The sequence below is a fragment of the Aureimonas ureilytica DSM 18598 = NBRC 106430 genome (assembly GCF_000382705.1).
Classification (GTDB): Bacteria; Pseudomonadota; Alphaproteobacteria; order Rhizobiales; family Rhizobiaceae; genus Aureimonas; species Aureimonas ureilytica.
This window is the reverse complement of sequence record NZ_ARQE01000008.1, coordinates 1-25,425: the sequence shown is the minus strand read 5'-3', so window position 1 is coordinate 25,425 and position 25,425 is coordinate 1. Positions and strand designations below refer to the sequence as shown.

Genomic DNA, 25,425 nt, shown 5'->3' with positions numbered 1-25,425 from the left:
CCTCGGCCCCTTCACTGCGTCCCGTCAGGGATCAGCGATAGAAGGCCGGCTTGTCCATGGTGGTGATCGGGACGATCTGTCCCGTGCGCTTGGCCTCGACGCAGGCGTCCGAGGTCACGGCGGCGAAATAGCCGTCCCAGGCGGTCGGGCCGGTGACTTCGCCCTTCGCGGTCGCCTGAACCCATTCCTGCAACTCGACATCGTAGGAGTCGATGAAGCGCAGCTTCCAGTCCATCATGATCTCCTGCCCCGCGAGGGACTGGTGACGGAGCGGCACGCTGATCGGCTCGGGCAGGTTGGCCGTGCCGTCCTCGCCGACGATCTGGCACTGGATGTCGTAGCCGAACTGGCAGTTCACGAAAATCTCGGTGTCCATGACGATGCCGGACTTGGTCTTGAGCACCACGACGTAAGGATCATCGAGACCTTCCTTGGCATGGCGCGAGCGCTTGCCCTGGATCACCTGCGCCGAGACGTAATCATCGTCCACCAGCCAGCGCAGAACGTCGATCTCGTGAATGAACGTGTCGGTGATGCCCATGTCGCCGAAATAATGGGCCGGCACGCTCGGGTTGCGATGGGCCGAGTGCAGCATCAGGGGCTCGCCGATCCGGCCCGAAGTCACGACGCCCTTGAGCAGCCGGTAGCCCGCATCGTAGCGGCGCATGAAGCCGACCTGCACGAGATGACGGCCGCTCGCGATCTCGGCCTCCACGATGCGCCGGCAGGCATCCGCCGTGGTGGCGAGCGGCTTTTCGCAGAAGACCGGCTTGCCGGCGGCAATCGAGGCCAGCACGAATTCCTCGTGGCTCGGCCCCCAGGAGGTGACGACGACCGCATCGACATCGGGATCGTCGATCACGCCCTGCCCCGTTTCGTGAACGCGCGCGCCGGGGCACAGGCGCTCGGCGGTGGCGCGGGCGCTCTCAGGGTTGATGTCGTTGACGGCGGTGACGGTCGAGCCGGCCAGCTTGCCGTGCAGGCGCGCGATATGTTCCTGGCCGATGGCGCCCGTGCCGATCACACCGATCTTCAATGTCATGTTCGTTGTCCGTGAGGTCTTTTGGAATTGGCGGGAGAATGGGGGGTAGAGTCAGGCGGGGCAATCCACCCAGCGCCGCTCGTCGTGCGAGCGGGCCATGGCGTGAACCACCTCCTCGATGGCGAAACCCGTTTCGAAATCCACGATCCGGGCGGGGCGGCCGTCGATGGCGGCGAGAAGCTCGTGCGCCTCGATCACCTTCAGATCGTTGAAGCCGAGCCCATGGCCGGGCGCGGGCACGAAGGCGCCATAGGGGGCGTGCGCGGGGGCGGTCAACACGGTGCGGAAGCCCCGGCACCGCTCGTCGCCCTCGCGGGTGAAGAGCTGGAACTCGTTCATGCGCTCCTGATCATAGGCGATCGTGCCCTTCGATCCGAAGACCTGCACGGCGATCCGCCCCTTGCGGCCCCAGGCGGCGCGGTTGGCCACCAAAAGGCCCGACGCGCCGCTCTCGAGGCGCAGGAGCGAGGTCGCGATCTCGTGCGTCTCGACCGGCCGCCCCTCGCGGCTGGCGTAAGGCTTGGCCTGATCGGTCATGACGCTCGAAACCGGCCCCGCGAGACGCCAGAGGATCGAGAGCGGATGCACCGCGAAATCGTCGAGCGCGCCATAGCCGGATGATGCGCCGTTCTTGAAGGCGAAGGGCGCGTCCGGATCGGCCATGAAATCCTCGTCCATCTCGAGGCGCACATGGTTGACCGCACCGATCACGCCGTCCTGGATCAGCGCTTCCATCTGCCGGATGGCGGGGTTCTGGATGTAGTTGTAGCCGAGCGCGGCGACCCGGCCGGTGCGCCGCTGCGCCTCCAGCATCCGGCGCGCGTCCGCCCGGCTCGTCGCCATGGGCTTCTCGCACCAGACATGCTTGCCGGCCTCGAAGGCCGCGCAGGCCATTTCGGCGTGAAAGGGGTTGGGCGCGGCGATGGAGACGACATCGACTTGCGGGTCGGCGATCACCGCCCGCCAGTCGCCGCTCGCCCTCGCGAAGCCGAACTCGGCGGCCTTGCTATCCGCCAGGCTCTGGTCGGCTTCGGCCAGATGCACGAGGCGCGGGCGGCGGGTTTCGCCGAAGGTCGCCGCCACCGCGTTCCAGGCGAGCGCGTGGCATTTGCCCATGAAGCCCGTGCCGATGAGCCCGACGCCGATTGAATCCTTGGACATGTCCCGCTCCCTCACGCCCGGGCCCGCTTGCGCTGGCGATACTGGTCGGCGACCACGGCCGCGACGATGATGACGCCCTTCACGATCTCCTGGTAATAGGCGTCGATGCGCAGGAAGGTGAAGCCCGAGGTCATGACGCCGAGGATGATGACGCCGATCACCGTGCCGGTGATGCGCCCTACGCCGCCGGCGAGCGAGGTGCCGCCGATGACCGCCGCCGCGATCGCGTCGAGCTCGTAGGCGACCCCCATGCCGGCCTGGCCCGAGACGGCGCGGGCCGAGGTGACGATGCCCGCCAGACCCGCCAGCGTGCCGGCGATCGCATAGACGAGAAGCAGATGCCGGTTGACGTTGATGCCGGACACGATGGCGGCCTGCCGGTTGGCGCCGATCGCATAGGTGAACTTGCCGTAGCGCGTGTAGCGAAGCGCGATGTGGAAGACGAGCGCGACGGCGAGGAAGATGATGACCGGCATCGCCCCGGCGCCGATCGCCGCATAGCCGTCGGAGAGCATGGAGACCGGCTGGCCGCCCGTGTACCACTTGGCCGCCCCGCGCGCCGCCACCATCATGCCGAGCGTCGCGATGAAGGGCGGAATGCCCGTATAGGCGATGAGCGCGCCGTTCACGAGCCCGGCGCCGAGACCGACGAGAAGACCCGCGACGATGGGGACGATCACCGGCAGGCCGGTCAGCGCCGGATAGACCGCGCGGGCATAGTCCGGGTTCTGGGCAAGGCTCGCGGCCACCATGGCGGTGAAGGCGACGACCGAGCCGGAGGAGAGGTCGACGCCCGAGGTGATGATGACCTGCGTCACGCCCACCGCGATGATGCCGATCACCGAGACCTGCAGGATCATGACGATCAGGCGCTGCTTGTTGCCCAGGAAGCTCTGGCCGATCAGCACCCAGCCGAGCGCCTCGAAGATCAGCGCGATGCCGACGAGAACGAGAAGGATCGAGACTTCGGTCGGCAGGCGGCGCTTGCGCCGCGCGGGCTTGTCGACGGCGGGAGCGGGCGGCACGCCGCCTTGCGTCGCTTCGTTCAGGGACATGGCTTCACCTTTCGGTTGGTCGGCGGAGGGCGGCGTGTCGGGCGCCCGTCCGGCGTCGCATCGCGGTTCGTTCGGGGGGCGCCGGCTCAGCTCGACGCGAGGTCCATCACGCGCTCCTGCGTGGCCTCGGCGCGGTCCAGAATGCCGGCGACGCGGCCCGCATGGACCACCATCACCCGGTCGCTCATGCCCAGGACCTCGGGCAGTTCGGAGGAGATCATGATGACGGCCAGCCCCTCGCCCGCGAGCTTGGAGACGAGGCGGTGGATCTCGGCCTTGGCGCCGACATCGATGCCGCGCGTCGGCTCGTCGAGGATCAGGATCTTGGGCTTGGTCAGCAGCCAGCGGCCGATCAGCACCTTCTGCTGGTTGCCGCCCGACAGGTTCTCGATGCGTTCGTCGAGGTCGGGCGTCTTGACGCGCAGGGTCCTCGACATCTCCTCGCAGCGCCGGTCGACCTCGCTCTGTCGGACGAACCCGGCGGAGGTGAACTCGCTCTGGATCACCGCCATCTGCATGTTCTCGGTGATCGAAAGGGGCAGGAAGCAGCCCGTGTCCTTGCGGTCCTCGGTGAGGAAGGCCATTCCGTGGCGCATGGCGACGCCCGGATGGGCGACCTCGACCCGCTGGCCGAAAAGCTCGATCGTGCCCGATGTCGCGGGCGTCACCCCGAACAGCGCTTCGGCGATGTTGGAGCGGCCCGAGCCGACGAGGCCCGCGATGCCGAGGATCTCGCCGGCGCGAAGGTCGAAGGAGACGTCCTGAAAGACGCGCCCGAGCGAGAGACCGCGCACCGAAAGCACCGTCTCGCCGATCCTGGCGTCTTCCTTGGGAAACATCTGCGTCAGCTCGCGGCCGACCATCATGCGGATGATGTCGTCGCGGGTGACGGTCTTGGCGTCCTCGGTGCCGATATATTTGCCGTCGCGGAAGATCGACACCTCGTCGGCGATCTCGGCGAGTTCGTCCATCTTGTGCGTGATGTAGACGATGCCCTTGCCCTGCCCGCGCAGCTGCCGGACGATGCGGAACAGATGCTCCACCTCGCGATCCGTCAGCGCCGAGGTCGGCTCGTCCATGATCAGAACGTCGGACTGGTAGGACACGGCCTTGGCGATCTCGACCATCTGGCGCGAGGCGATCGAAAGCGTCTGCGTTTCGGCCTCGGGGTCGATGTCGATCGAAAGGTCGGCAAAGAGCTTTTCCGTGCGGCGGCGCAGCTCGGCATGATCCACGAAGCCGAAGCGGTTCAAAGGCTCGCGGCGAATCCAGATATTCTCGGCCACCGTCATGAAGGGCATCAGGTTGAGTTCCTGATGGATCATGGCGATGCCGTTCTCGAGCGCGTCGAGCGGCCCTTTCAGGCGGATCGGCTGGCCGCGCAGGCGGAAGGCGCCGCCGTCCGGCGTGTAGATGCCGGCGATGATCTTCATGAGCGTCGACTTGCCGGCCCCGTTCTCGCCCATCAGGGCATGGACCGTGCCGCGCCGGACGCGGAACTCGACATTGTCGAGCGCGACGACGCCCGGAAACACCTTGCGGACGCCGTCCACTTCCAGAAGATAGTCCGAGCCCGGCACCGCGCCGCTTTCGCGCACCGCGCGCATCGTGGCCGGGCTGATCGTTTGGGTCGCCATGTCTCGCTGCCTCCCGCAGGGATCGGGCCGGTGGCGGGACGAGCCCGCCGCCGCGTGCCGGGTTACTGGGCCTTGGCGTAACGGTCCCGGTTCTCTGGCGTCACCAGTTCGAACGGCACCCAGATCTTGCGCTCCACCGCCTCGCCCTTGGCGAGCTTGACCGCCGCATCCACCGTGGCGGCGCCCTGCGCCGTCGCGTTCTGGAAGACGGTGACGTCGAGATCGCCCGCCTTCATGGCGGCGAGCCCGTCGGGCGTGGCGTCGATGCCGGCCACGACGACGCTCGCGGGGTCGCGGCCGACCGCCTTCATCGCCTGGATCGCGCCGATCGCCATCTCGTCATTGTTGGCGATCACGGCATCGAACTCGGCCGAGGACGACAGCCAGTTGGTCATGATGTTCTGGGCCTCGATCCGGTCCCAGCCGGCGGCCTGCTTGTCGACGATGGTGATGCCCTGGCAGGCGGGCGTCGCCAGCACGTCCTCGATGTCCTTGGTGCGCACGATCGAGGAATGATTGTTGAGCGGCCCCATCAGGACATAGGCCGCGCCCTTGCCGCCGAGACGCTTGCAGACTTCCTCCGTCTGCATCGTGCCGGACTGCACCTCGTCGGAGCCGACGAAGGCGGTCTTCTCGGGCAGCGTGTCGAGATCGGCGGGCGGGTGGACGGAATAGACGACGGGAATGCCCGCCTCCTTCGCCAGCTTCGTCATGGCCGGCGTGCCCTCGCCGTCCACCGCCGTCACCACGATCGCGTCGACGCCCGCCGCGATGAAATTGCGGACCTGATCCAGCTGGCGCTGCGGATCGTTCTGCGCGTCCTCGACCTGCAGCGTGACACCCGGCATGTCCTTGCCGCGCGTCTCCATGCCCTGGCGCAGGATGGTGAGGAAAACGGAGTCGGCGCGCGCCAGCGTGATGCCGATCGTCTCGGCGCTCGCGGGGGCTGCGATGATGGAGAGAAACGACACGGCCAGCGCCGCGCGAAGACACGTCGTCATGGTTCGGGTTCCGTCGAGATGAGGAGGGAGCGGGGCGCCGCGCGGGCGCGGCACCCCGGCCGGACCGTCAGGTCCGGACTTCGTTCAGTTCTTGGCTTCGTACTGGGCCATGTTGGCGGGGGTCACGAGCTCGAAGGGCACGTCCACGACCTTCTCGACCTTCTCGCCCTTGATGAGCTTGTTGACGGTCTCGACCGCGCCGGCGCCCTGGCCGGCGGCGTTCTGGAACACGGTGACCTTGAGATCGCCCGCCTTCATGGCGGCGAGGCCGTCCTGCGTGGCGTCGATGCCGGCGACGATCACGTCCTTCATGCCGGCGGCCTTCAGCGCCTGGATCGCGCCGATCGCCATCTCGTCATTGTTGGACACGACGGCGGCGGGCTTCAGCCCGGCCGAGATCCAGTTGGTCATCAGGTCGGTCGCCTGGGTGCGCTGCCAGTTGGCGGTCTGCTTGTCGAGGATCTTGATGCCGGTGCAGGGCTCCTTGGCGATCACGTCCTCGATGTCCTGCGTGCGCTGGCGGGCCGCCTGGTTGGACAATTCGCCCATCATGACGACGATGTCGCCCTTGCCGCCCATGAGCTTGCAGACTTCCTGCATTTCGAGCGTGCCGGACTTCTTCTCGTCGGAGCCGACGAAGGCGGTCTTTTCCGGCAGGGTCTCGACATCAGCCGGCTGGCGGTTGACGTAGACGAGCGGGATGCCGGCCGCGGTGGCGAGCTTGGTCATCTGCGCGGTCGCGTCGGTGTCCACCGCGTTCACGATGATCCCGTCGACGCCCTGCGCGATGAAGTTCTGGATCTGGTTGAGCTGCTTGCCAATGTCGTTCTGCGCGTCCTCGACCTGCAGCGACAGGCCATCCTTCTTGGCGGCCGTCTCCAGACCGTTGCGCAGGACGGTCAGGAAGTTGTCGTCGAACAGGGCCATGGACACGCCGATATTGGCGGCCTGGGCCGAGGCCATCATCGCGGCGGAAGCGGCGAGCGCGAGCAGGATGCGTTTCATGAGGGTTCCTCCCGGGACATTCGGACGCTCGCCTGGATGCAGCGGCCCGTTTCTTGAAGTGCTTGGTTTTTCCAGTGAAAGGCGCCGGCCTCCCCGCCGGCGCCCCATGTCGGTCTCAGGCCGCCTTGGACGTCAGGCCGTCCGCGACGAAGCGCATGCTGGCGCTGAGATCGCCCTCGATGTCGCGGCTTCCTGCGACGGAAGGCGCGAAGGGTTCGAAAGACAGGGGGCCGCGATAGCCGCCCTTCTCGAGCGCGCGGATCTGGCCGAGATTGTCCAGCCGGTCGTCCGCGCCGACCAGCACGCGATGCGGATCGCGCATGGTCTCGCGCGGCACGGCGCGGTCCTCCACGCCGGAAATGTGGACAAGGCCGGTGCGCTCGGGAAAGAGCGCCGTTTCGCCGGCGACGAAATGGTGAAACGTGTCGTGGACGAGCTTGAACCGATCGCGCTGCCCGACCGCGTCGATCGCGGCGACCGCTTCGCTCTTCAGGCGCAGCGAGCATTCCGCAAAGCCGAGCGGCTCCACCAGCCCGACGAGGCCGGCGGCTTCCAGGATCGGCGCGAGCGCGGCAAGCGCGTCGCGAAGCGCCTGGAGGCGCGAGGCGTCGTCCGTCCAGAACCCCTCCTCGTTGACGGGGCACAGGACCAGCGCCTCCGCCCCGGCGGCGCGGGCCTGCTCGCACAGCGCCTTGGCTTCCACGGCGCGGGCCGGCGTCCATTCGTTGAAGCGCTGCAGCGCGTTGATCGACAGGATGCGCAAGGCTTTCGCGGAAGCAAGGGAGCCGACCTCGCTCGCCGCCGTTCCGTCGGCGAGCGCGACGCCCGGCAGATCGTTGCGGATTTCCACCGCCGACACGCCCAGCCGCGCGGCCAGTTCGAAGAAGGCTTCGACGCTCAAACCGGGCGCCGTCATGTGATTCAAGGCAAATTCAACCACCCGACGTCTCTCCTCCCGCAGATCGATCGCTTTCCGGTTTTCGGAAAATTTGGAACTTGTATGCCCATTTACGTCGATATGGAATTTTGTATTCTGCAATTCGAAACCGTGTCAAGCGGCCTTCGATCGCGATTCACCTTCAAATTGAAAAACGGGAGCGCCAGGGCATGACGGCAGAGGAAGACCCGGTCGGGCCGCAGGCGCCCGAGAGCTTCGCAGAGCTGCGCGAGCTGCTGGCCGGGGGCACGGTGAAATTGCCCAAGCGCCTGAAGCAGGTCGCCTCCTTCGCGCTCGCGCAGCCCGACGAGATCGCGCTCGGCACGGTCACGAGCATCGCGGAAAAGGCGGAGGTGCAGCCCTCGACGCTGATCCGCTTCAGCCAGGCCCTCGGCTTTGCGGGCTTTTCCGATCTCCAGACCCTGTTTCGCGAGCGCCTGCGCAATCAGGTGTCGAACTATGACGACCGGCTCCTGTCGCTGCGCGGCCGCAACGGCGACGCCTCGCGCTCGGCCGCCCTGTTCGACGGGTTCTGCGAGGCTTCGACGCGCTCCATCTCCGGGATGCACGACCGGCTCGACATGAGCCAGATGGACCGGGCGATTCGCGTCCTGGCCGAGGCGGAGACGATCTATCTCATCGCCCAGCGCCGCTCCTTCCCCGTCACGGCCTATGTCAGCTACGCGCTCGGCAAGCTTGGCATCCGCAATGTCCTGATCGGCTCGGCGGTCGGCACCGACGCCGAGACGGTGTCCTTCGCGACGCCGCGCGACGCCGCGCTCGCGATCTCCTTCACGCCCTATGCCTCCACAACCGTCAGCTTCGCGCGGCAGATCGCCGATCAGGGCGCGCCGCTCGTCGTCATCACCGACAGCCCGTTCAGCCCGCTCGTCGCCGAAGGGCGGCTCTGGTTCGAGGTGGTGGAGGCCGATTTCCAGGGCTTCCGCTCGCTCGCCGCCAGCATGGCGCTGGCCATGACGCTCGTCGTCGGGATCGCCGAGCACCGGCGCGGGCCGGGGCGGGAGCAAGGCGACTGAACCGACGTTATTTGGAATTGAAATTCCATATTGACGCAGTTTGTACCACGTGCTTCATCTAATCTTCGAGAGGGGCGAGGCCCGACCCGTCGGCATCGCCGCCGGATCGAGGCGTCCGTCCCCCATGTTCATCCCATGAGAAGGAAGAGGCACATGGCCAAGGCGCTCGACGTGGTCACGATCGGCCGTTGTTCGGTGGACCTCTACGGCCAGCAGATCGGCTCGCGGCTGGAGGATATCGGCTCCTTCGCCAAATCCGTCGGCGGCTGCCCCGCCAATATCGCCATCGGCACGGCGCGGCTCGGGCTCAAGTCGGCGCTGCTGACACGCGTCGGCGCCGAACAGATGGGCCGCTTCGTGCGCGAGCAGCTGGTGCGCGAGGGCGTCGAGACGGCGGGCGTGACCGTCGATCCCGAGCGGCTGACGGCGCTCGTGCTTCTCGCGGTCGAGGACGAGGGCGTCTCGCCCATGATCTTCTATCGCTCCGACTGCGCCGACATGGCGCTCTGCGAGGCCGACGTTTCCGAAAGCCTCGTCGCCTCGGCGGCCTCGATCGTCGTCACCGGCACGCATTTCTCCAAGCCCAACACCGAAGCGGCCCAGCTCAAGGCGATCCGCATCGCCAAGGCCCATGGCGGCAAGGTCGTGTTCGACGTGGACTACCGCCCCAATCTCTGGGGCCTCGCCGGCCACGCGGCGGGCTTCGAGCGCTATGTCGCCTCCGACGCCGTGTCGCGGAAGATGCAAGCCATCCTCCCCGATTGCGATCTCGTGGTCGGCACGGAAGAGGAAATGATGATCGCCGGCGGCGTCGGTGATCCGCTGGCGGCGCTGAAGGCGATTCGCGCGGTGTCCTCGGCGACGCTGGTTCTGAAGCGCGGCGCCATGGGCTGCATCGTCTTCGAGGGGCCGATCGAGACGCTGGAGGACGGCATCGCCGGGCGCGGCTTCCCGATCGAGGTGTTCAACGTGCTCGGCGCGGGGGACGCCTTCATGTCCGGCCTTCTGGCGGGCTGGCTGCGCGGCAGGCCGGCCGCCGAATGCGCCACCATGGCCAATGCCTGCGGCGCCTTCGCCGTGTCGCGCCTTCTCTGCTCGCCGGAATATCCGACCTCGGCCGAGCTCGACGCGTTTCTCGCCAAGAGTGCGATCCAGCGTCGCCTGCGCCGGGACGAGGAGCTGAACCACATCCACTGGGCGACGACGCGCCGGCCCGGGCCGGACCGGCTCATGGCGCTCGCCTGCGACCACCGGATGCAGATCGAGGAAATGGCGGATGCGGCCGGCGCGTCGCGCGAGCGCATCGAGGATTTCAAGGTCCTGGCGGTGGAAGCCGCGGCGCGCGTCGCCGGCGACGATCCGGGCTTCGGCATGTTGCTCGACGGGATCTACGGCCAGAAGGCGCTCTATCGCGCCGCCGCCAAGGGTTTCTGGATCGGCCGGCCGGTAGAAAAGCCGGGCTCGCGCCCGCTGGAATTCGATCACATGGCCGATCTCGGAAGCCATCTCACCGAATGGCCCGTGGATCAGGTCATCAAGTGCCTGTGCTTCTACCACCCGGACGATCCGGCCGAGTTGCGCGAGCGCCAAGACCGCGAGCTTCTGCGCCTGTGGGATGCCGCGCGCACCGTCGGACGCGAGCTTCTGGTGGAGATCATCGCCGGCAAGCATGGCGCGCTCGGCGAGACCACGGTCGCCGAGATCGTGCAGCATGTCTACGATCTCGGCATCAAGCCGGACTGGTGGAAGCTGGAGCCGCAGACGAGCGTCGGCGCCTGGCGCCGCATCGAGACCACGATCGCGGCCAATGATCGCTATTGCCGGGGCATCGTCCTCCTCGGGCTCGATGCGCCCGAAGCCGAGTTGAAGGCCGCCTTCGCCGCCGTCGCCGAGGTGCCGATGGTTAGGGGATTCGCGGTCGGCCGCACCATCTTCGCCGACGCCGCGCGCCGCTGGCTGCGCGGGGAGATCGACGACGAGGCGGCGATCGCGGACATGGCCCGTCGCTTCGGCGCGCTGGTAGACGCCTGGCGCGGGGCGGCGCAAAGCATCAAGGCCGCGTGAGCGGCGGCCACATCGAGGACCGGGCGGCGGCACCCCGCGCCCAGCGATATCAGGACAGTCTGGGAGGAAGCATGATCCGTATTGGCGCGAACCCGATCTGCTGGAGCAATGACGACCGGCAGGACATCGGCGGCCATATCAGCCTCGAACAATGCCTGTCGGAGGCGAGCGCGATCGGCATCGAGGGCATGGAACTCGGCCACAAGTTCCCGCGCGAGCCGGGGGCGCTGAAGGCCAAGCTCGGCGAATACGGCATGGATTTCGTCGGCGGTTGGTACTCGACCTTCCTTCTCGACCGCGACGCCGAGGCCGAGTTCGAGGCCGCGCGCGACCATATCGCCCTCGTGAAGGGCGCGGGCACCGACATTTTCATCGTCTGCGAATGCACCCGCACCGTGCATGGCGACGAGGCCTCCCCGCTTCACGCTCGGCCCGTTCTCACGGAAGAGGAATGGGAGCGCTTCCTGCCGCGCCTTACCCGCTTTGCCGAGCTTCTGAAGGCCGAAGGGCTGCGCATCGCCTATCATCACCATATGGGAACGGTGATCCAGACCGGCGCGGAGATCGACCGGATGATGGCGGGCACGGGACCTGCCTTCACCCTTCTTCTCGATACGGGCCATGCCACCTGGGGCGGGGCGGACCCGGCCGATCTCGCGCGCCGCTACAAGGATCGCATCGTCCATGTCCATGTGAAGGACGTGCGCACCGATGTGGCCCGGCAGGCCGCGCAGGAGGACTGGAGCTTCCTCACCTCGGTTCTCGCCGGCGTCTATACGGTGCCGGGCGACGGGTCGGTGGACTATGTCTCGGTGTTCAGGGCACTGCCCGACTATTCCGGCTGGGTGGTGATCGAGGCCGAGCAGGACCCCGACAAGGCCCATCCCGCAACCTATGTGAAACTCGGCTACGACAACCTGACCCGTTTTCTCGCCGAAGCCGGCCTGAAGCGCTGAGGGAGAGCCCATGTCCAAGCTTCTCGTCAAACCCTCCGGCATCGAGGGCCGGGTCGTCGATGTCACGCCCGATAGCGCCGGCTGGACCTATGTCGGGTTCGCTCTTCACAAGCTGAAGCCCGGCGAAACCGTCACGGGCGGCGAGGCGACCCGCGAGACCTGCCTCGTGCTCGTGTCGGGCAAGGCCGACATCAAGGCGGGCGACACAGAGTTCGGCACGCTCGGCCGGCGCATGTCGCCCTTCGACGGCAAGCCCTCCTCGGTCTATGTGCCGGCCGGGATGGAATGGCGCGTCACCGCCGAGACCGATCTGGAACTCGCCGTCTGCACCGCGCCGGGCACGCCGGGCGCGCGGCCCCCGCGCCTGATCGGCGAGGAGGACAACACGCAGGAGGTGCGCGGGCGCGGCAACAATGTGCGCCACGTCACCAATATCCTGCCGGAAACGGCCGAGGCCGACGGGCTGCTCGTGGTGGAGGTGATCACCCCGGCCGGCAACACGTCGAGCTATCCGCCTCACAAGCACGACCAAGACGATCTGCCCCAGGAATCCTATCTCGAGGAAACCTATTACCACCGCATCAACCCGCCGCAGGGCTTCGCCTTCCAGCGCGTCTACACCGACGACCGCTCGCTGGACGAGGCCATGGCGGTGGAGGACGGCGACGTGACGCTCGTTCCCAAGGGCTACCACCCCTGCGCCACGATCCACGGCTACGATCTCTATTATCTCAACGTCATGGCCGGGCCGAAGCGGACGTGGAAATTCCACAACGCGCCCGAACACGAGTGGCTGCTGAAGCCTTGAACGAAGCGGGGCGGCTCGAAGCCGCCCCGATCGTTTCCCTCAGCGCAGGTGATGGACCTCTTGCAGGCCGTAGACCGGCGTCGCGATCCCCTCCATCCGTGCTTTCAACTGCAGCGCCAGATAGAGCGAGTAATGGCGCGACTGGTGCAGGTTGCCGCCGTGGAACCAGAGCGCCTCCTGCTGCGTCGGCTTCCACATGTTGCGCTGCTCGCCCTCCCAGGGGCCGGGGTCTTTCGGCGTGTCGGAGCCGAGGCCCCAGACCTTGCCGACCTTGTCGGCGACCTCCTGGCTGATGAGGTCGGCCGCCCAGCCGTTCATCGAGCCGTAGCCCGTGGCATAGACGATGACGTCGGCGGGCAGTTCCGTGCCGTCGTCGAGCTTCACGCCGGTCTCGGTGATCTCCTCGACTTGCCCTGCCTTCAGCTTGATGCGGCCGTCGATGATCATCTGGCTGGCGCCGACATCGATATAGTAGCCCGAGCCCCGGCGCAGATATTTCATGAAGAGGCCCGAGCCGTCCGCGCCCCAGTCGAGCCGGAAGCCCGCCTTTTCGAGGTCGCGGTAGAAGTCGGCATCCACCTCCGCGATCTTCCGGTAAACCGGGATCTGGAACTCGTGCATGATCCGGTAGGGCAGCGAGGCGAAGATGAGGTCGGCCTTCTGCGTCGTCACGCCGTTGGCGAGCGCGCGCTCGGAATAGAGATCGCCGAGCCCGTGTTCCATGAGGGATTCCGAGCGCACGATATGGGTGGTCGAGCGCTGGACCATGGTGACGTCGACGCCGTTTTCGGCGAGCGCGGCGCAGATGTCATGGGCCGAGTTGTTGGAGCCGATGACGACGACGCGCTTGTCCTTGTAGCCGTCCGGTCCCGGATGTTCAGACGAGTGGTGCTGCTCGCCCCGGAAGCGGTCCATGCCCGGAAAATTCGGCCAGTTCGCCTTGCCGGACATGCCGGTCGCCAGCACGAGCTGTTTCGGCCGCAGCGTGATCTCCTCGCCGCCGCGCTCGACCACGACCTCCCATTCGCCCTTCGCTTCGTCGTAGCGGGCGGATTTGGCCGTTGTCGAGCCCCAGTAGTTCAGCTCCATGACCTTGGCGTACATTTCCAGCCAGTCGCCGATCTTGTCTTTCGGCGCGAAGACCGGCCAGTTCTTGGGGAAGTCGATATAGGGAAGGTGGTCGTACCAGACGGGATCGTGCAGGCAGAGCGACTTGTAGCGCTTGCGCCATTGATCGCCCGGCCGCTCGTGCCGGTCGATCACGATCGTGGGCACGCCGAGCTGGCCGAGCCGGGCGGACAGCGCGATGCCGCCCTGCCCGCCGCCGATCACGAGAACATAGGGCTGGCGCGTGTTTCCGAGTTCGCGCGCCTCCGCCTCGCGCCGCTCCAGCCAGGATTGCCGGTTGGCCGAGACGCCGTGCTGCGCGCCCATCGGCCGGCGCTCGTTCATCGGCTCCTCGAAACCCTTCAGCTCATGGAGCGTCGTCAGGAAGGTCCAGGCCTTGCCGTCCTTCAGACGCAGCAGCCCCTTGCCGCGTCCGACATCGGTCTCGAAACGGAACCAGGCGGTGACGACGCCCCCGTCCTCGGTCGGCTCCTCCTCCAGCTCGAAACGCGAGGCGCTCATGCCGGGCAGCTGCGCCGCCAGCATGTCGCCGACGCCATCAGGCCCTTCCACGGTCTTGATGTTCCAGGTGAAGGACACGAGGTCGCGCCAGAAACTGTCCTCGGCAAACAGGCTGGCGGCTTGCGCGGCGTCCTTGGCGCCGAGCGCCGCCTCGAAGGCGGACAGCCAGGTCTCGGCGGCGCGGCGCGCCGTGTTGTCGGTCTCGGGGCTCCGCGTGACGGGGCGTTCCAGAGTTTCGCTCATGAAGGGTTCCTCCCAGGAGATTGTCGGAGGGCGGGGCGCTTCTGCGAGCGCTCCCGCCGGCATTTTTCAAGATTCCAGATCGATCATGATCTTCAGCTGCGTGCCGGCCGGGTCGAGCAGCGCGTCGAAACCCTCGCGCACGGCGTCCTTGAGCTGGATGCGGCGGGTGACGACTTTCGAGGCCGGCAGGCGGCCGGTCGCGATGAGGTCCATGACGCGCGGCCAGGACGTCGTCGGATAGGCCCAGGAGCCACGGACATCGATGTCCTTGCAGGTGACGGTGAACCAGTCGAGCTTGGACGGGCCGGGATGGAGGCCGACCTGCACCACGACGCCCTGCCGGCGTACGGCCTCGACGCAGTCGCCGAGCGCCCGCTCGTTGCCCACCGCTTCGATGGCTACATCGGCGCCGACGCCTCCGTCCGTCCCTTCGCGCAGGCGCTCGGCGACCGAGGTCTTGGTCGGATCGATCACCACCAGATCGGGATCGATCGTCCGCGCGATCTCGAGCCGGGTCGGGTTGGGGTCGGACAGGAAGACCCGCGTCGCGCCCGCCGCCCGTGCGGCCAGCACCGTGAGAAGGCCGATCGGCCCCGCGCCCGTGACGAGGACGCTGGAGCCGGCGCGAACGCCCGCCCGGTCGCAGGCATAGACGGCGACGGCGGTGGGCTCGACGAGCGCGGCTTCCTCCGCGCTCATGGCGTCGGGAATCCTGTAGACATTGTAGTCGTTCAGCAGCGCATAGTCGGCCATGCCGCCCCAGGGCCAGGAGAGGCCCGCCAGCGCCAGCTTCTCCGACAGGAAGAACAGGCCGCGATCGGCGTAATATTCGTTGTCGCGCGGCATGATCAGCGGCTGGACCGACACCCGATCCCCCGGCGCGACGCGCGTCACCCCCTCGCCCACATCGGTGACGACGCCGCCGAACTCGTGGCCGAGAATCTGGACGCCCGAGGCGCCGGTGAAGGGATGAGGCTCTTTCGGCACGAAGATCGGGCCATAGGCATATTCGTGCAGATCCGTGCCGCAGATGCCGACCCGCGTGTTGCGGATGCGAACCTCGCCCGGCCCCGGCCGGCCGGGCTCGGCCACGGTCTCGACGCGAAGATCCTTGGCGGCATGGAATCGTAAGGCTTGCATGGTCATCGGCGGTCCTCCCGCTGAAGGAATTGCAAGCGCCGTGCCAAGGCCGGGAACTCGGCGTTTTCCGGGGGCGCGCGGCCGATCCGGCCACCCTCGGGCAAGGCCCGCCACGGCGCGTGCCGCACCTGTGGCGCCGCAGGTTCAGTGCGGCGGCGCGACGCCGAGCCGGCGCATCCGCCGATGCACCGTGGTGCGGTCGCAGCCGAGCCGGCGCGCGGCTTCCGACACGTTCCAGCGGCAGTCGGCGAGAACGGCGCGAAGCGTGTTCGCCTCGCCCGGTTCGCCCTCGTCCTTCTCCGCGTCCGGTCGGATCGCGGCGGCGGAGATCGGCGCCAGGATCGCGTCCGGCAGGTCGGCCAGGCCGATCGCGCCCCCCTCGGCCAGCGCCGCGCCGACCTCCAGCGCGTTGCGCAGCTCGCGAATGTTGCCGGGCCAGGCATGGGCGAGAAGCGCGGCGCGCGCGTCCGGCCTCAGGGTCGCGCCGCCCGTCTCTGTGAGAAGCCGGTCGATGAGCCAGTCGAGATCGCTGCGCTCCCGCAAGGCCGGCAGGCGCAGCGTCGCGGCGTTGAGGCGGTAGAGAAGGTCCTCGCGGAAGCGGCCCTCGCGCACCAGCGCCCCGAGGTCGCGATGCGAGGCGGAGAGGACGCGGAGATTCAAGGGCACGGGCGTGCGCGCGCCGACCGGCACGATCTCGCGCTCGGAGAGAACGCGCAGGAGGCGCGACTGGAGAAGGAGCGGCATGTCGCCGATCTCGTCCAGAAACAGCGTCCCGCCGTTCGCCGCCTCGATCAGCCCGCGCCGCCCCTTCGGGCCGGCCCCGGTGAAGGCGCCGGGCGCATGGCCGAACAGCTCGGCCTCGATCAGCGTTTCGGGGAGCGCCGCGCAGTTCAGCGCCACGAAGGGCGTCTGCGCGCCCCGGCAGCGGTGGATGGCGCGCGCCAGCACCTCCTTGCCGGTGCCCGTCTCGCCCTGGAGACAGATCGGGATCGCGGTCGGCGCGAGACGCGCGGCCTTCTGGAGAAGCGAGGCCATCGCCGCATCGCCGCCCGTGAGCGCCGAGAGCGCGGCCGGCAAGGCGCCGCTCGCGGGCGGGGGAACGGGCACGGGCGCGCGCGGCGCGGGCTTCGCCACGATGGGTCTCGGCGGGGCGATCGCATGGGCGAAGACGCCGTTGCCGTCACGCGCGGCCAGAAGCCGCGTTTCACTCGGCCGGTCGCGGGTCAGAAGCGGCAGCCCGTCGAGGTCGAGATCGAGGAAGTCGCCGATCGGGCGGCCGAGAAGCACGGTGGCCGGATCGCGCCAGGGCGCGCCGACGGCTTCGGCGAGGAACTTGTGGCCGGCATGGGTGAAGCCCGAGATGCGTCCCGACGCATCGAGCGAGACGGCGCCTTCGGGATCGACGTCGAGAAAGTCCGGCGAGCGCGAGAAGCGGATCACCCAGTCGCCGCGCGAGCGCGCCATGAGATTGGCGAGTTCGATCCGCCGGGCCGCGGCCGAGACGAGATGCAGGACCAGCGCCTGACTGACCTTGGCTTCCGGGGAGCGCAGGGCCGAAATGTCGAGAACGGCGGCGAGCGTGCCGTCCGTGTCGTAGATCGGCGCGGCCGAGCAGGTGAGCGGCGTGTGGGTGAGGTCGAAATGATCGCTCTGATGGATGGTCAGCGCCTCGCCGATCGCGATGCAGGAGCCGACCGCGCAGGTGCCGGCACGCGGCTCCGACCATTCCGAGCCGAGATAAAGGCCGGCGCGGCGCAGCTGGTTGTCGAAGGTCGGATCGCCGACGAAATCCACCGTCACGCCCTGCGCGTCCGACAGGAGAAGCACGTAGCCCTGGCCGCCCATCTGCCCGTGCAGCGTTTCCAGCCCCGAGCGGGCGGTGCGGATCAGCTCCTCGGAGCGCTGGCGGTGCTCGCGCAGCCGCGTTTCGGGCAGGATATAGGCTTCGCAGGCGCGGGCCGGATCGAGCCGATAGGTCTCGATGCAGCGCTGCCAGCTCTGGCGCACCGCCGCGTCGCGCGGCGAGGCCGCGCCGAGCGCCACCGTCTCGATTTCCTTGATATGCTGAAGGCCGAGTCCGAGCCCCATGGCAACCCATCGCGGCGCCGCTCGCCGCTCTTGCCGTCGGCTGGTCGTGCCGTCCTCCCGTTTGCTGGACAGGAGCATCGCACCGGGACGAAGCCTTGCCAATCCCTTCCGGATGTTACCCCGGGACCCGCCGTCCGGCCCCGCCGATCACTCTTGCTCGCGCTCCGATCACGATGGATCAAAACCTCTTGACCTCCCCTTTACGAAGGGACATGGGTCTTGCGCCTCGTCGACCCCTCGACCGGCGCGATGGCGAATGACGGGTAAGCAAAGTTCGAAAGCCTCTGGCACCTGGGTCGGGTCCGCCGCGCGGACGCGCCCGGCCGGGCGCTGCCTTGCGTTGCGGGCCTGGTGTCGCCGCGATATCTGACGAGATCTTGCGAACCAGCCGATGCCCAAACTCAACACCCAAGCGGCCCTCTCCGTTGCCGAAGGTCCTGCGCGAATGCCGGACCACGCTTCCATTCTGAAGGGGGCATCCTTCCGCGCGGACGGGCCGCCGGACCAGCGGCTCGACGCCTTCTTCGCCCAGCGCGCCGCGCGCTACGGCGCGCTGCCGGCCGTGGTGTCGGACGGGCGCACCTGGTCCTATGCCGAGATCGACGCCCGGGCCAACCAGCTCGCCCATGCGCTCGTGCGGCGCGGCGTGCGCCCGGGCAACCGGGTCGGCCTTCTGCTCGACCGCTCGGCCATGACCTATGTGGCGATCCTGGCGGTGATGAAGGCGGGCGCGGTCTTCGTGCCGCTCGCCACCGCCTTTCCCCCCGAGCGCATGGCGCTGATCGTCGAGGACGCCGCGATCGAGCTGGTGATCACGGTCTCGGCCTATGCGCTGAATGTCGAGCGCCTGCCGGTCGCCCCGCTGTTTCTGGATCAGGCGCAGGCCGAGATCGACGCCGAAACGGCCGACGCGCCCTTCCTCGGCGCGCTTGTCGATGACAGCTGCTACATTCTCTACACGTCCGGCACCACGGGCCGCCCCAAGGGCGTCGTGATCCGGCACCCGAGCATCACCAATTTCGTGCAGGTCGCAGCCGCCGCCTATGGCTACAAGCTGGGCGACCGCGTCTACCAGGGCATGACCGTCGCCTTCGACTTCTCGACCGAGGAGATCTGGGTGCCGCTCGCGGCCGGCTGCACGATCTATCCCGCGCCCGGCCGCCTGACGCTGGTGGGCGAGGAACTGTCCGACTTCCTGCGCGCCCATTCGATCACCTGCATGGCCTGCAGCCCGACGCTTCTCTCCTCGATCGAGAGCGACGTGCCGAGCCTGCGCCTGCTTCTGGTGGGAGGCGAGGCCTGCCCGCAGAACCTCGTGCAGCGCTGGGAGCAGCCGGGGCGCGAGATCCTCAACACCTACGGCCCGACCGAGGCGACCGTGACGGCGACGATGGGCCGGCTCGTGGCCGACCGCGCCGTGACCATCGGCGCGCCCCTGCCCTCCTACACGATCGTTCTTCTCGACGCCGCCGAGCCCAGGCTCGCCGAGCCCGGCGAGATGGGCGAGATCGGCATCGCCGGCATCGGCCTGGCGGCCGGCTATCTCAACCGCGACGACCTGACGGCCGAGAAGTTCATTCCCGACTTTCTCGACCTGCCGGACAACCCCTCGCACCGCATCTATCGCACCGGCGATCTCGGCCGCATCAATGCCGAGGGCGAGGTCGAGTATCACGGGCGCATCGACACGCAGATCAAGATCCGGGGCTACCGCATCGAGCTCGGCGAGATCGAGGCCGCGCTGCTCGACCAGCCCGGCATCGCGCAGGCCGCCGTCACGGCGGTCGAGCTGCAGCCCGGCCGCACGGAACTCGTCGCCTATTATGCGCCCAAAGCCGGAAGCTGCCTGCTCGCCAAGGGCGAGATCTCGGCCGAGCTGAAGCGCCGCCTGCCCGACTACATGGTGCCGACCTATCTGGAGGAGCTCGACGCCCTGCCGATGACGGTCGCCAACAAGGTGGACCTTCGCCAGCTGCCGAAACCCAAGGGCGGCCCCGTCGCGCTGGAACGGCCCGTGACGCCGCCGCGCAACGAGGACGAGCGCTTCCTTCTGGACGCGGCGAAAACGGTGCTCGGGCTCGACGAGATTTCGGTCGAGGATCACTTCTTCGACGATCTCGGCGCCAATTCGCTCTTGATGGCGCGCTTCTGCGCCCGCGTGCGCGCCAAGCCCGCCTGGGCGACGACGTCCATGCGCGACATCTATCTCTTCCCGTCCGTGGCGCTTCTGGCCGAGCATCTGCGCACGCCCGAGGAGATCGCGGAGGCGACGCACGAGTCCGTCTTGACCCATCGCGCCACGGACTTCGCCTATTGGGCGACGGGCGCCGCGCAGCTCCTGTTCTACGGGCTCTACAGCTATTTCGGCCTGTGGGTCTTCGACCGTGGGCTCGACTGGGTCTATGTGGCGCTCGATCAGCCCTGGCAGCTCTACCTGCGCTGCGTGGCGCTGTCGGCCTTCCTGTTCTTCGGCATGTCGGGCCTCGCGGTCGGCGCCAAATGGCTCCTGATCGGGCGCTGGAAGCCGGAAGCCTTCCCGCTCTGGGGCCTTCGCTACTACCGCTTCTGGGTGGTGCAGACGCTGATCCGCACCGCGCCGGTTGTGCTGTTCAAGGGCAGCCCGCTCTACAGCCTCTATCTCAAGCTTCTCGGCGCGCGGATCGGCCACAACACGATCATCGAATGCCGCACGATCCCGGTCTGCACGGACCTGATCCGCATCGGCGACAACGCCATCCTGCGCAAGGAGTCGATGATTCTGGGCTATCATGCGCGCGCCGGCTACATGCACACCGGCCCGGTGGAAGTCGGGCACGGCGCGTTCGTGGGCGTCGGCTGCGTTCTCGATATCGACACGCGGATCGGCGACAACGCCCAGCTCGGCCATTCCTCCTCGCTGCAGCGCGGTCAGACCATCCCCGATGGCGAACGCTGGCACGGCTCGCCGGCGGTGCCGACCGACGCCGACTATTGCAAGGTGCGCAGCCGCCCGATCTCGGAAATGCGGCGCATCCTGTTCGAGGTCGTGCAGCTCGTGCTGCTCTTCGCCATCGTCACGCCCTTCCCGCTTCTGTTCCACTCCTACTGGCAGAATGTCAGCGACAACTATCAGGAAACGATCGGCATCGTGGCGATCGGCACCACGGTCACGCTCGTCGGCATCATCGCCCTGTCGCTGGCGGTCGCCCTTCTCCTGCCGCGCCTCGCCCGCTTCGTCCTGAAGCCGGGGCGGACCTACACGCTCTACGGCTTCCACTATCTCGTTCAGAACGCGGTGGAGTTCTGTACGAATTCGCGCATCCTCAATCTCCTGTTCGGTGACAGCTCGGCCGCCGTCCACTACCTGCGCGCGCTCGGCTGGAACCTCAACGAGATCACCCAGACCGGCTCGAATTTCGGCAGCAACCAGGTTCAGGAAAACCCGCTCCTGTGCGAGATCGGCAGCCAGACCATGGTGTCGGACGGCCTGTTCATGATCAACATGCACAAGTCCGCCTCCTCCTTCCAGCTGGAGCACACGCGCGTCGGCGAGCGGAACTACTTCGGCAACAACATCTTCTTCCCGGCCGACAGCCGCACCGGAGACAACGTCCTGCTCGGCACCAAGGTCATGGTGCCGATCGACGGTCCGGTGCGCGAGAATGTCGGTCTTCTCGGCTCGCCGCCCTTCGAGATCCCGCGCATGGTGTCGCGCGACAAGGAGCTGATCGCCGGCGTCAGCGAGGCCGAGCGGCGCGTGCGCGTGCGCAAGAAGAACCGCCACAACGCCCTGACGGCGCTGTTCTTCCTGGGAACGCAGTGGCTCGAGCTCTTCATCGCGCTCGTGATCGCCGACCGGGCGCTCAACTATTACGACGAATGGGGCGCGACGGCCCTGTTCGTCGGCACGATCCTCGTCATGGCGATCGAATTGCCGCTGCATGTCCTGATCGAACGGGCGAGCCTTCGCTTCGGCAAGCTCCGGCCGCGCATGACGACGATCTACGACCGCTATTTCTGGTTCCACGAGCGGCACTGGAAACTGTCGGATTCGCCGGTCATCAACCTCTTCCCGGGCACGCCCTTCCGCCCGCTCATGCTGCGGCTTCTCGGCACCGAGGTCGGCCGGCGCGTCTATGACGGCGGCGCCAACCTGACCGAACGCTCGCTGGTCTCGATCGGCGACGACGCGACGCTCAACGAGCGCTGCGTCATCCAGGCCCATTCGCTGGAGGAAGGCGCCTTCAAGTCCGACACGATCCGCATCGGCAATGGCTGCACGGTCGGCCCCGCCGCCTTCGTCCATTACGGCGTGACGATGGGCGACGAGGCCATCGTGGACACCGATTCCTTCGTCATGAAGGGCGAGGTGCTGGAGCCCGGCTCGATCTGGCGCGGCAACCCGGCGACGCTCCATCGCTTCGCCGCGCCGGTGCGCAGCAAGGGCCTGCGCCGGGGCGCCGCGTGAGCGGTCCCGACCAGCTCCTTCCCCGACCGGAGGCCCCCCGACCGGAGGCCCCCCGACCGGAGCCCCTTCGATCGGAACCCGTGCGCCTCGCGCCCGTGCGGCCGGAAGACCGCGCGGCGCTGGCCGCGCTCCGCGTCGCGCCCGAACAGGCCTCCTTCGTCGCCACCAACGCCGCCTCGCTGGCCGAGGCCGACGAGGACCCCGGCGCCTGCCCGCGCGCGATCCTCGCGGGCGAGCGGCTGGTCGGTTTCCTGATGTACGACGCGACCGAGACCGAGGGCGAGGCGCGCATCTATCGCTTCATGATCGACCGGGCCGAGCAGGGTCGGGGCTATGGCCGCGCCGCGCTCGGCGCCGCCTTGCGCGAGATCGAGGCGCTGGAGCACGTGCGCGCCGTCACCATCTGCTACGAGCCCGCCAACGTGGCGGCGCGGCGGATGTATGCGGCGGCGGGCTTCAGGGAGGAAGGGCTCGACGAGGACGGCGAGATGATCGCCCGCCTCGCCGGCTTCCGGGCCTGACATGAGCCGCGTCGGTCTCGGCCTAGGGGCGGAAGGCCCAGATGCGGACGAGGCGGCGCTGCAACGGGCGTTGGATGCGATGGCCCCCGCCGGCGTCGCGCTCGCCTGCCGCGCCATTCGCGCGGGCGACGAGGCGGCTTTGCTACCGGCCGAGGCGGTCACGATCGCCTCGACGCGGCTCGACCGCCGGCGCGCGAGCGGCGCGGCGCGGCTGGCGGCGCGTGATCTCCTGCGCGCGCGGGGCATCGGCGCGTGCGCGATCCCCCGCGCGCCTTCCGGCGAGCCGATCTGGCCGGAGGGGTGGACCGGCTCGCTCGCGCATGATCGCATATGGGCCGTCGCGGCGCTCGGGCGGCTCGGCGAGGTCGGATCGATCGGGATCGACGTGGAGCCGGCCGACCCCCTGCCGGACGATATCCTCGCGCTGGTGGTGCGGCCCGACGATCGCCTCCCCGCCCCCGGCTCGGCCCTCGACGCGCGCCTCGTGTTTTCCGCGAAAGAGGCGGTCTACAAGGCGACCTTTCCGCTCCATCGACGCATTCTCGACTATGACGACATCGCCATCGACCTGCCGCGCTGCTCGGCGACGACCCGGACCGGCCATGCGGCGCGCCTGTTTCACACGAGCGCGCCCTGCATCGTGACCCTCGCCGTGGTCGAGCCGTAGGCGCCAAGTGCGTCGACGCGCGGCTTTCGCCGGGCGGTCAGACGCGCTGGCGCGGCAGAAGGGTCAGCGTGCTCGCGGCGAAGGCGAGAAGGACGATCAAGGCCCAGGTCACGAGGAGCGGGGCCGCGCCGACCGTGCCGTTCAGCTCCTTCGCGGTTCCCAGAAAGGCGGCGAAGCACCAGGACACGCTCGACACGCTGCCGCTGAAGAGCATGAGGGTGCGCGTCGGCCGCGAGAGCTTGGCCATGAGCGGCGGCGTCAGGTCGCTCATCAGGCGCGGCAGGCAGACGCGGTGGATCAGGACGCCGTTGAGGCTGAGCGCCAGAACCACGGCGATCTTGGCGATCAGCTTGGGATTGCTCGCAAACGTCGCGCCGACAGGCCCGGCCAGAAGCAGAAGGCCGATCCCGCTGATCCAGAGAAGCAGCAGGCCGAGCGTCGTGGTCTGCGACAGGATCCAGACCATGTTGGCGTTGCGCGGGTGGAAATGCCGCCGCAGCGTCGCCTTCAGAAGAAGAATGTCGAGAACGAACACGCCGCCGAGCCCGAAGCACAGGCCGGCGAGGTGAAGGCTGACGAGAAGCGTGTGCAGCCGCAGCGGCGGGAGCCAGGGAACCAGCGCGACCGCCATGTCCCGCGCCGTCGGCAGGATATGCGACACATCCAGCCCGACGCTCGGCCGCAGCTCCCACAGGATCGGGCCGGCGGCGAGCGAGGCGCCGGTCAGCCCGATGAGCGCGAGAAGAAGGACGGGCAGCGAAAGCAGGGCTCGATGCGCGCGCATGACCTTTAAAATCCCCCTTTCGCTTGCCGTCTCGTTGTCGTCCGAGCCGTTCCCATCCACCGGACGATCGTCCACCAGGCTCCGATGGATAAAGGGTAAGCGTTAAGGCGCGGTTGGGCGCGTGGGGGCGCTTAGAGCGCGTTCGCGTGGAGGGCCGACGCGCCCCCGCCCTTTGCGCGGAAGGGGCTCGGTCGCCCGCGCCGGGGTTTTCCACAGGCTTGGTGCCGATTGCGTGAGGCCGATCGATGGTCAACGCTTCGGAAACTTCTCGCTGCGCATTTTGCCGACATGAGTGATCATGCCAAGCGTCTGCTTCCGCTTCTCGCCGTGCTCGCCCTGTCCGGTTGCGCGTCGATCCCGAGGAACACCGCCAACACCTGCGCGATCTTCGCCGAGCGCAGCGGGTTCGTGACGAACTGGCGCCGCGACGCCGAGCGGGCGTCCGCCGAGTTCGGCATTCCCGTGTCCGTGCTGATGGCGACGATCCAGGCGGAATCGAATTTCGAGGCCCGCGCCCGGCCGCCGCGCCGCTGGATTCTGGGTTTCATCCCAGGCCCGCGCATTTCCACCGCCTATGGCTATGCGCAGGTGCTGGACGGAACCTGGGAAGACTATCAGCGCAAGACCGGCCGCTATTCCGACCGGCGCTACGATTTCGCCGACGCGATCCGCTTCATCGGCTGGTATCACGCCAACAGCGCGCGCATTCTCGGCATTTCCAAGTCCGACGCCTATCGGCTCTATCTCGCCTATCATTCCGGCCATGCCGGCTATGGGCGCGGCGTCTGGCGCGACCGGCCGGAAGCGCTGCGCGGAGCAAAACGAGCGCAGACCATGGCGAGCCGCTACGCCGCGCAGCTCCAGCGCTGCCGCTGACGCGGGGCCTGAGAACCTGTTTGACAACGCGACCGGGTCGGCCCGGCGAGTTGTGAAACAGGCTCCTAGAGCGTTTCGGGTTTTATCGGAATCGACTTGTGGTTCCGATCGCGGCTGATGTGTGATTCAAGATGCTGACTGGATGGGAGGCCGGCATCGGATGACAGCACCTCTTTCGCATGATCTTCGCCAGCGGGTCGTTGGTGCGATCGAAGCCGGCGAGAGCTGCCGATCTGCGGCCACGCGGTTTGGGGTCGCGGTGTCCTCGGCGGTAAAGTGGTCGCAACGTTATCGCACGACGGGCTCGTTGGCTCCGGGCAAGATGGG

Annotated in this window: 20 protein-coding genes; 9 read left to right on the top strand and 11 right to left on the bottom strand. The window is 68.0% G+C overall.

The window, feature by feature from the left end:
* Positions 1-31: 31 nt before the first annotated feature.
* From B146_RS0116515 to B146_RS0116485, 7 genes are all read right to left on the bottom strand, one after another.
* Complete coding sequence (locus B146_RS0116515; protein ID WP_026358678.1) at positions 32-1,042, bottom strand: Gfo/Idh/MocA family protein; 1,011 nt, start codon at positions 1,040-1,042, stop codon at positions 32-34.
* 51 nt (positions 1,043-1,093) lie between these two features.
* On the bottom strand, positions 1,094-2,203 hold the full coding sequence (locus B146_RS0116510) for a Gfo/Idh/MocA family protein (protein WP_019997578.1): 1,110 nt from the start codon (positions 2,201-2,203) through the stop codon (positions 1,094-1,096).
* A gap of 11 nt (positions 2,204-2,214) precedes the next feature.
* Entirely contained in the window at positions 2,215-3,258 is a 1,044-nt protein-coding gene (locus tag B146_RS0116505; protein WP_019997577.1) for an ABC transporter permease, read from the bottom strand.
* An 86-nt stretch (positions 3,259-3,344) separates the two neighbouring features.
* Positions 3,345-4,895: a sugar ABC transporter ATP-binding protein gene (locus B146_RS0116500; RefSeq protein WP_019997576.1), complete on the bottom strand. Its 1,551-nt coding sequence runs from the start codon at positions 4,893-4,895 to the stop codon at positions 3,345-3,347.
* Positions 4,896-4,957: 62 nt separating this feature from the next.
* Positions 4,958-5,896, bottom strand: a complete 939-nt coding sequence (locus B146_RS0116495) for a sugar ABC transporter substrate-binding protein (protein ID WP_019997575.1) — start codon at positions 5,894-5,896, stop codon at positions 4,958-4,960.
* An 84-nt stretch (positions 5,897-5,980) separates the two neighbouring features.
* A complete protein-coding gene (locus B146_RS0116490; RefSeq protein ID WP_019997574.1) occupies positions 5,981-6,901 on the bottom strand; it encodes a sugar ABC transporter substrate-binding protein in 921 nt (306 codons plus the stop codon).
* Positions 6,902-7,016: 115 nt separating this feature from the next.
* Positions 7,017-7,817 carry a TIM barrel protein gene (locus tag B146_RS0116485; RefSeq protein WP_019997573.1) on the bottom strand — a complete coding sequence of 267 codons (801 nt, stop codon included), beginning with the start codon at positions 7,815-7,817 and terminating at the stop codon, positions 7,017-7,019.
* Between the two features lie 191 nt (positions 7,818-8,008).
* On the opposite strand from B146_RS0116485, the gene B146_RS0116480 reads away from it, so the two are divergent.
* The 4 genes from B146_RS0116480 to iolB all read left to right on the top strand — a co-directional run bounded on the left by B146_RS0116480 (position 8,009) and on the right by iolB (position 12,703).
* Complete coding sequence (locus B146_RS0116480; RefSeq protein ID WP_019997572.1) at positions 8,009-8,875, top strand: MurR/RpiR family transcriptional regulator; 867 nt, start codon at positions 8,009-8,011, stop codon at positions 8,873-8,875.
* A gap of 153 nt (positions 8,876-9,028) precedes the next feature.
* A complete protein-coding gene (locus B146_RS0116475; protein WP_019997571.1) occupies positions 9,029-10,939 on the top strand; it encodes a bifunctional 5-dehydro-2-deoxygluconokinase/5-dehydro-2-deoxyphosphogluconate aldolase in 1,911 nt (636 codons plus the stop codon).
* Between the two features lie 71 nt (positions 10,940-11,010).
* Positions 11,011-11,895, top strand: coding sequence for a myo-inosose-2 dehydratase (gene iolE, locus B146_RS0116470; protein WP_019997570.1), 885 nt, complete (start codon positions 11,011-11,013; stop codon positions 11,893-11,895).
* Between the two features lie 10 nt (positions 11,896-11,905).
* Positions 11,906-12,703, top strand: coding sequence for a 5-deoxy-glucuronate isomerase (gene iolB, locus B146_RS0116465; RefSeq protein WP_019997569.1), 798 nt, complete (start codon positions 11,906-11,908; stop codon positions 12,701-12,703).
* Between the two features lie 39 nt (positions 12,704-12,742).
* On the opposite strand, the gene B146_RS0116460 is transcribed toward iolB, so the two are convergent.
* From B146_RS0116460 to B146_RS0116450, 3 genes are all read right to left on the bottom strand, one after another.
* Positions 12,743-14,575, bottom strand: a complete 1,833-nt coding sequence (locus B146_RS0116460) for an NAD(P)/FAD-dependent oxidoreductase (RefSeq protein WP_019997568.1) — start codon at positions 14,573-14,575, stop codon at positions 12,743-12,745.
* Between the two features lie 66 nt (positions 14,576-14,641).
* On the bottom strand, positions 14,642-15,715 hold the full coding sequence (locus B146_RS0116455) for a 2,3-butanediol dehydrogenase (RefSeq protein ID WP_026358674.1): 1,074 nt from the start codon (positions 15,713-15,715) through the stop codon (positions 14,642-14,644).
* A 144-nt stretch (positions 15,716-15,859) separates the two neighbouring features.
* Complete coding sequence (locus B146_RS0116450; protein ID WP_019997566.1) at positions 15,860-17,803, bottom strand: sigma-54-dependent Fis family transcriptional regulator; 1,944 nt, start codon at positions 17,801-17,803, stop codon at positions 15,860-15,862.
* 445 nt (positions 17,804-18,248) lie between these two features.
* Here B146_RS0116450 and B146_RS0116445 point away from each other — a divergent pair, with 445 nt between their 5' ends.
* The 3 genes from B146_RS0116445 to B146_RS0116435 all read left to right on the top strand — a co-directional run bounded on the left by B146_RS0116445 (position 18,249) and on the right by B146_RS0116435 (position 23,438).
* Positions 18,249-22,250, top strand: coding sequence for a Pls/PosA family non-ribosomal peptide synthetase (locus B146_RS0116445; RefSeq protein ID WP_019997565.1), 4,002 nt, complete (start codon positions 18,249-18,251; stop codon positions 22,248-22,250).
* Positions 22,251-22,330: 80 nt separating this feature from the next.
* Positions 22,331-22,771, top strand: coding sequence for a GNAT family N-acetyltransferase (locus B146_RS0116440; RefSeq protein WP_019997564.1), 441 nt, complete (start codon positions 22,331-22,333; stop codon positions 22,769-22,771).
* A gap of 1 nt (position 22,772) precedes the next feature.
* Complete coding sequence (locus B146_RS0116435) at positions 22,773-23,438, top strand: 4'-phosphopantetheinyl transferase family protein (RefSeq protein WP_051091585.1); 666 nt, start codon at positions 22,773-22,775, stop codon at positions 23,436-23,438.
* A gap of 37 nt (positions 23,439-23,475) precedes the next feature.
* Here B146_RS0116435 and B146_RS0116430 read toward each other — a convergent pair whose 3' ends face one another.
* Positions 23,476-24,222, bottom strand: a complete 747-nt coding sequence (locus B146_RS0116430; protein ID WP_019997562.1) for a hypothetical protein — start codon at positions 24,220-24,222, stop codon at positions 23,476-23,478.
* A 288-nt stretch (positions 24,223-24,510) separates the two neighbouring features.
* Between B146_RS0116430 and B146_RS0116425 the strand changes: the two genes are divergently transcribed.
* Positions 24,511-25,098, top strand: a complete 588-nt coding sequence (locus B146_RS0116425; protein WP_019997561.1) for a transglycosylase SLT domain-containing protein — start codon at positions 24,511-24,513, stop codon at positions 25,096-25,098.
* A gap of 160 nt (positions 25,099-25,258) precedes the next feature.
* Positions 25,259-25,425, top strand: a 167-nt coding sequence (locus B146_RS28435; RefSeq protein WP_155897396.1) for a helix-turn-helix domain-containing protein, incomplete at its 3' end; no start/stop codon positions are given.

Excerpts from the sequence above, each read along its gene's own strand:
- B146_RS0116500 (WP_019997576.1), bottom strand. The coding sequence starts at position 4,895 with ATGGCGACCCAAACGATCAGCCCGGCCACGATGCGCGCGGTGCGCGAA.
- B146_RS0116460 (WP_019997568.1), bottom strand. The coding sequence starts at position 14,575 with ATGAGCGAAACTCTGGAACGCCCCGTCACGCGGAGCCCCGAGACCGAC.
- B146_RS0116505 (WP_019997577.1), bottom strand. The coding sequence starts at position 3,258 with ATGTCCCTGAACGAAGCGACGCAAGGCGGCGTGCCGCCCGCTCCCGCC.
- B146_RS0116510 (WP_019997578.1), bottom strand. The coding sequence starts at position 2,203 with ATGTCCAAGGATTCAATCGGCGTCGGGCTCATCGGCACGGGCTTCATG.
- B146_RS0116435 (WP_051091585.1), top strand. The coding sequence starts at position 22,773 with ATGAGCCGCGTCGGTCTCGGCCTAGGGGCGGAAGGCCCAGATGCGGAC.
- B146_RS0116445 (WP_019997565.1), top strand. The coding sequence starts at position 18,249 with ATGCCGGACCACGCTTCCATTCTGAAGGGGGCATCCTTCCGCGCGGAC.
- B146_RS0116430 (WP_019997562.1), bottom strand. The coding sequence starts at position 24,222 with ATGCGCGCGCATCGAGCCCTGCTTTCGCTGCCCGTCCTTCTTCTCGCG.
- B146_RS0116495 (WP_019997575.1), bottom strand. The coding sequence starts at position 5,896 with ATGACGACGTGTCTTCGCGCGGCGCTGGCCGTGTCGTTTCTCTCCATC.
- iolE (WP_019997570.1), top strand. The coding sequence starts at position 11,011 with ATGATCCGTATTGGCGCGAACCCGATCTGCTGGAGCAATGACGACCGG.
- B146_RS0116480 (WP_019997572.1), top strand. The coding sequence starts at position 8,009 with ATGACGGCAGAGGAAGACCCGGTCGGGCCGCAGGCGCCCGAGAGCTTC.
- B146_RS0116515 (WP_026358678.1), bottom strand. The coding sequence starts at position 1,042 with ATGACATTGAAGATCGGTGTGATCGGCACGGGCGCCATCGGCCAGGAA.
- B146_RS0116450 (WP_019997566.1), bottom strand. The coding sequence starts at position 17,803 with ATGGGGCTCGGACTCGGCCTTCAGCATATCAAGGAAATCGAGACGGTG.
- iolB (WP_019997569.1), top strand. The coding sequence starts at position 11,906 with ATGTCCAAGCTTCTCGTCAAACCCTCCGGCATCGAGGGCCGGGTCGTC.
- B146_RS0116455 (WP_026358674.1), bottom strand. The coding sequence starts at position 15,715 with ATGCAAGCCTTACGATTCCATGCCGCCAAGGATCTTCGCGTCGAGACC.
- B146_RS0116490 (WP_019997574.1), bottom strand. The coding sequence starts at position 6,901 with ATGAAACGCATCCTGCTCGCGCTCGCCGCTTCCGCCGCGATGATGGCC.
- B146_RS0116475 (WP_019997571.1), top strand. The coding sequence starts at position 9,029 with ATGGCCAAGGCGCTCGACGTGGTCACGATCGGCCGTTGTTCGGTGGAC.
- B146_RS0116425 (WP_019997561.1), top strand. The coding sequence starts at position 24,511 with ATGAGTGATCATGCCAAGCGTCTGCTTCCGCTTCTCGCCGTGCTCGCC.
- B146_RS0116485 (WP_019997573.1), bottom strand. The coding sequence starts at position 7,817 with ATGACGGCGCCCGGTTTGAGCGTCGAAGCCTTCTTCGAACTGGCCGCG.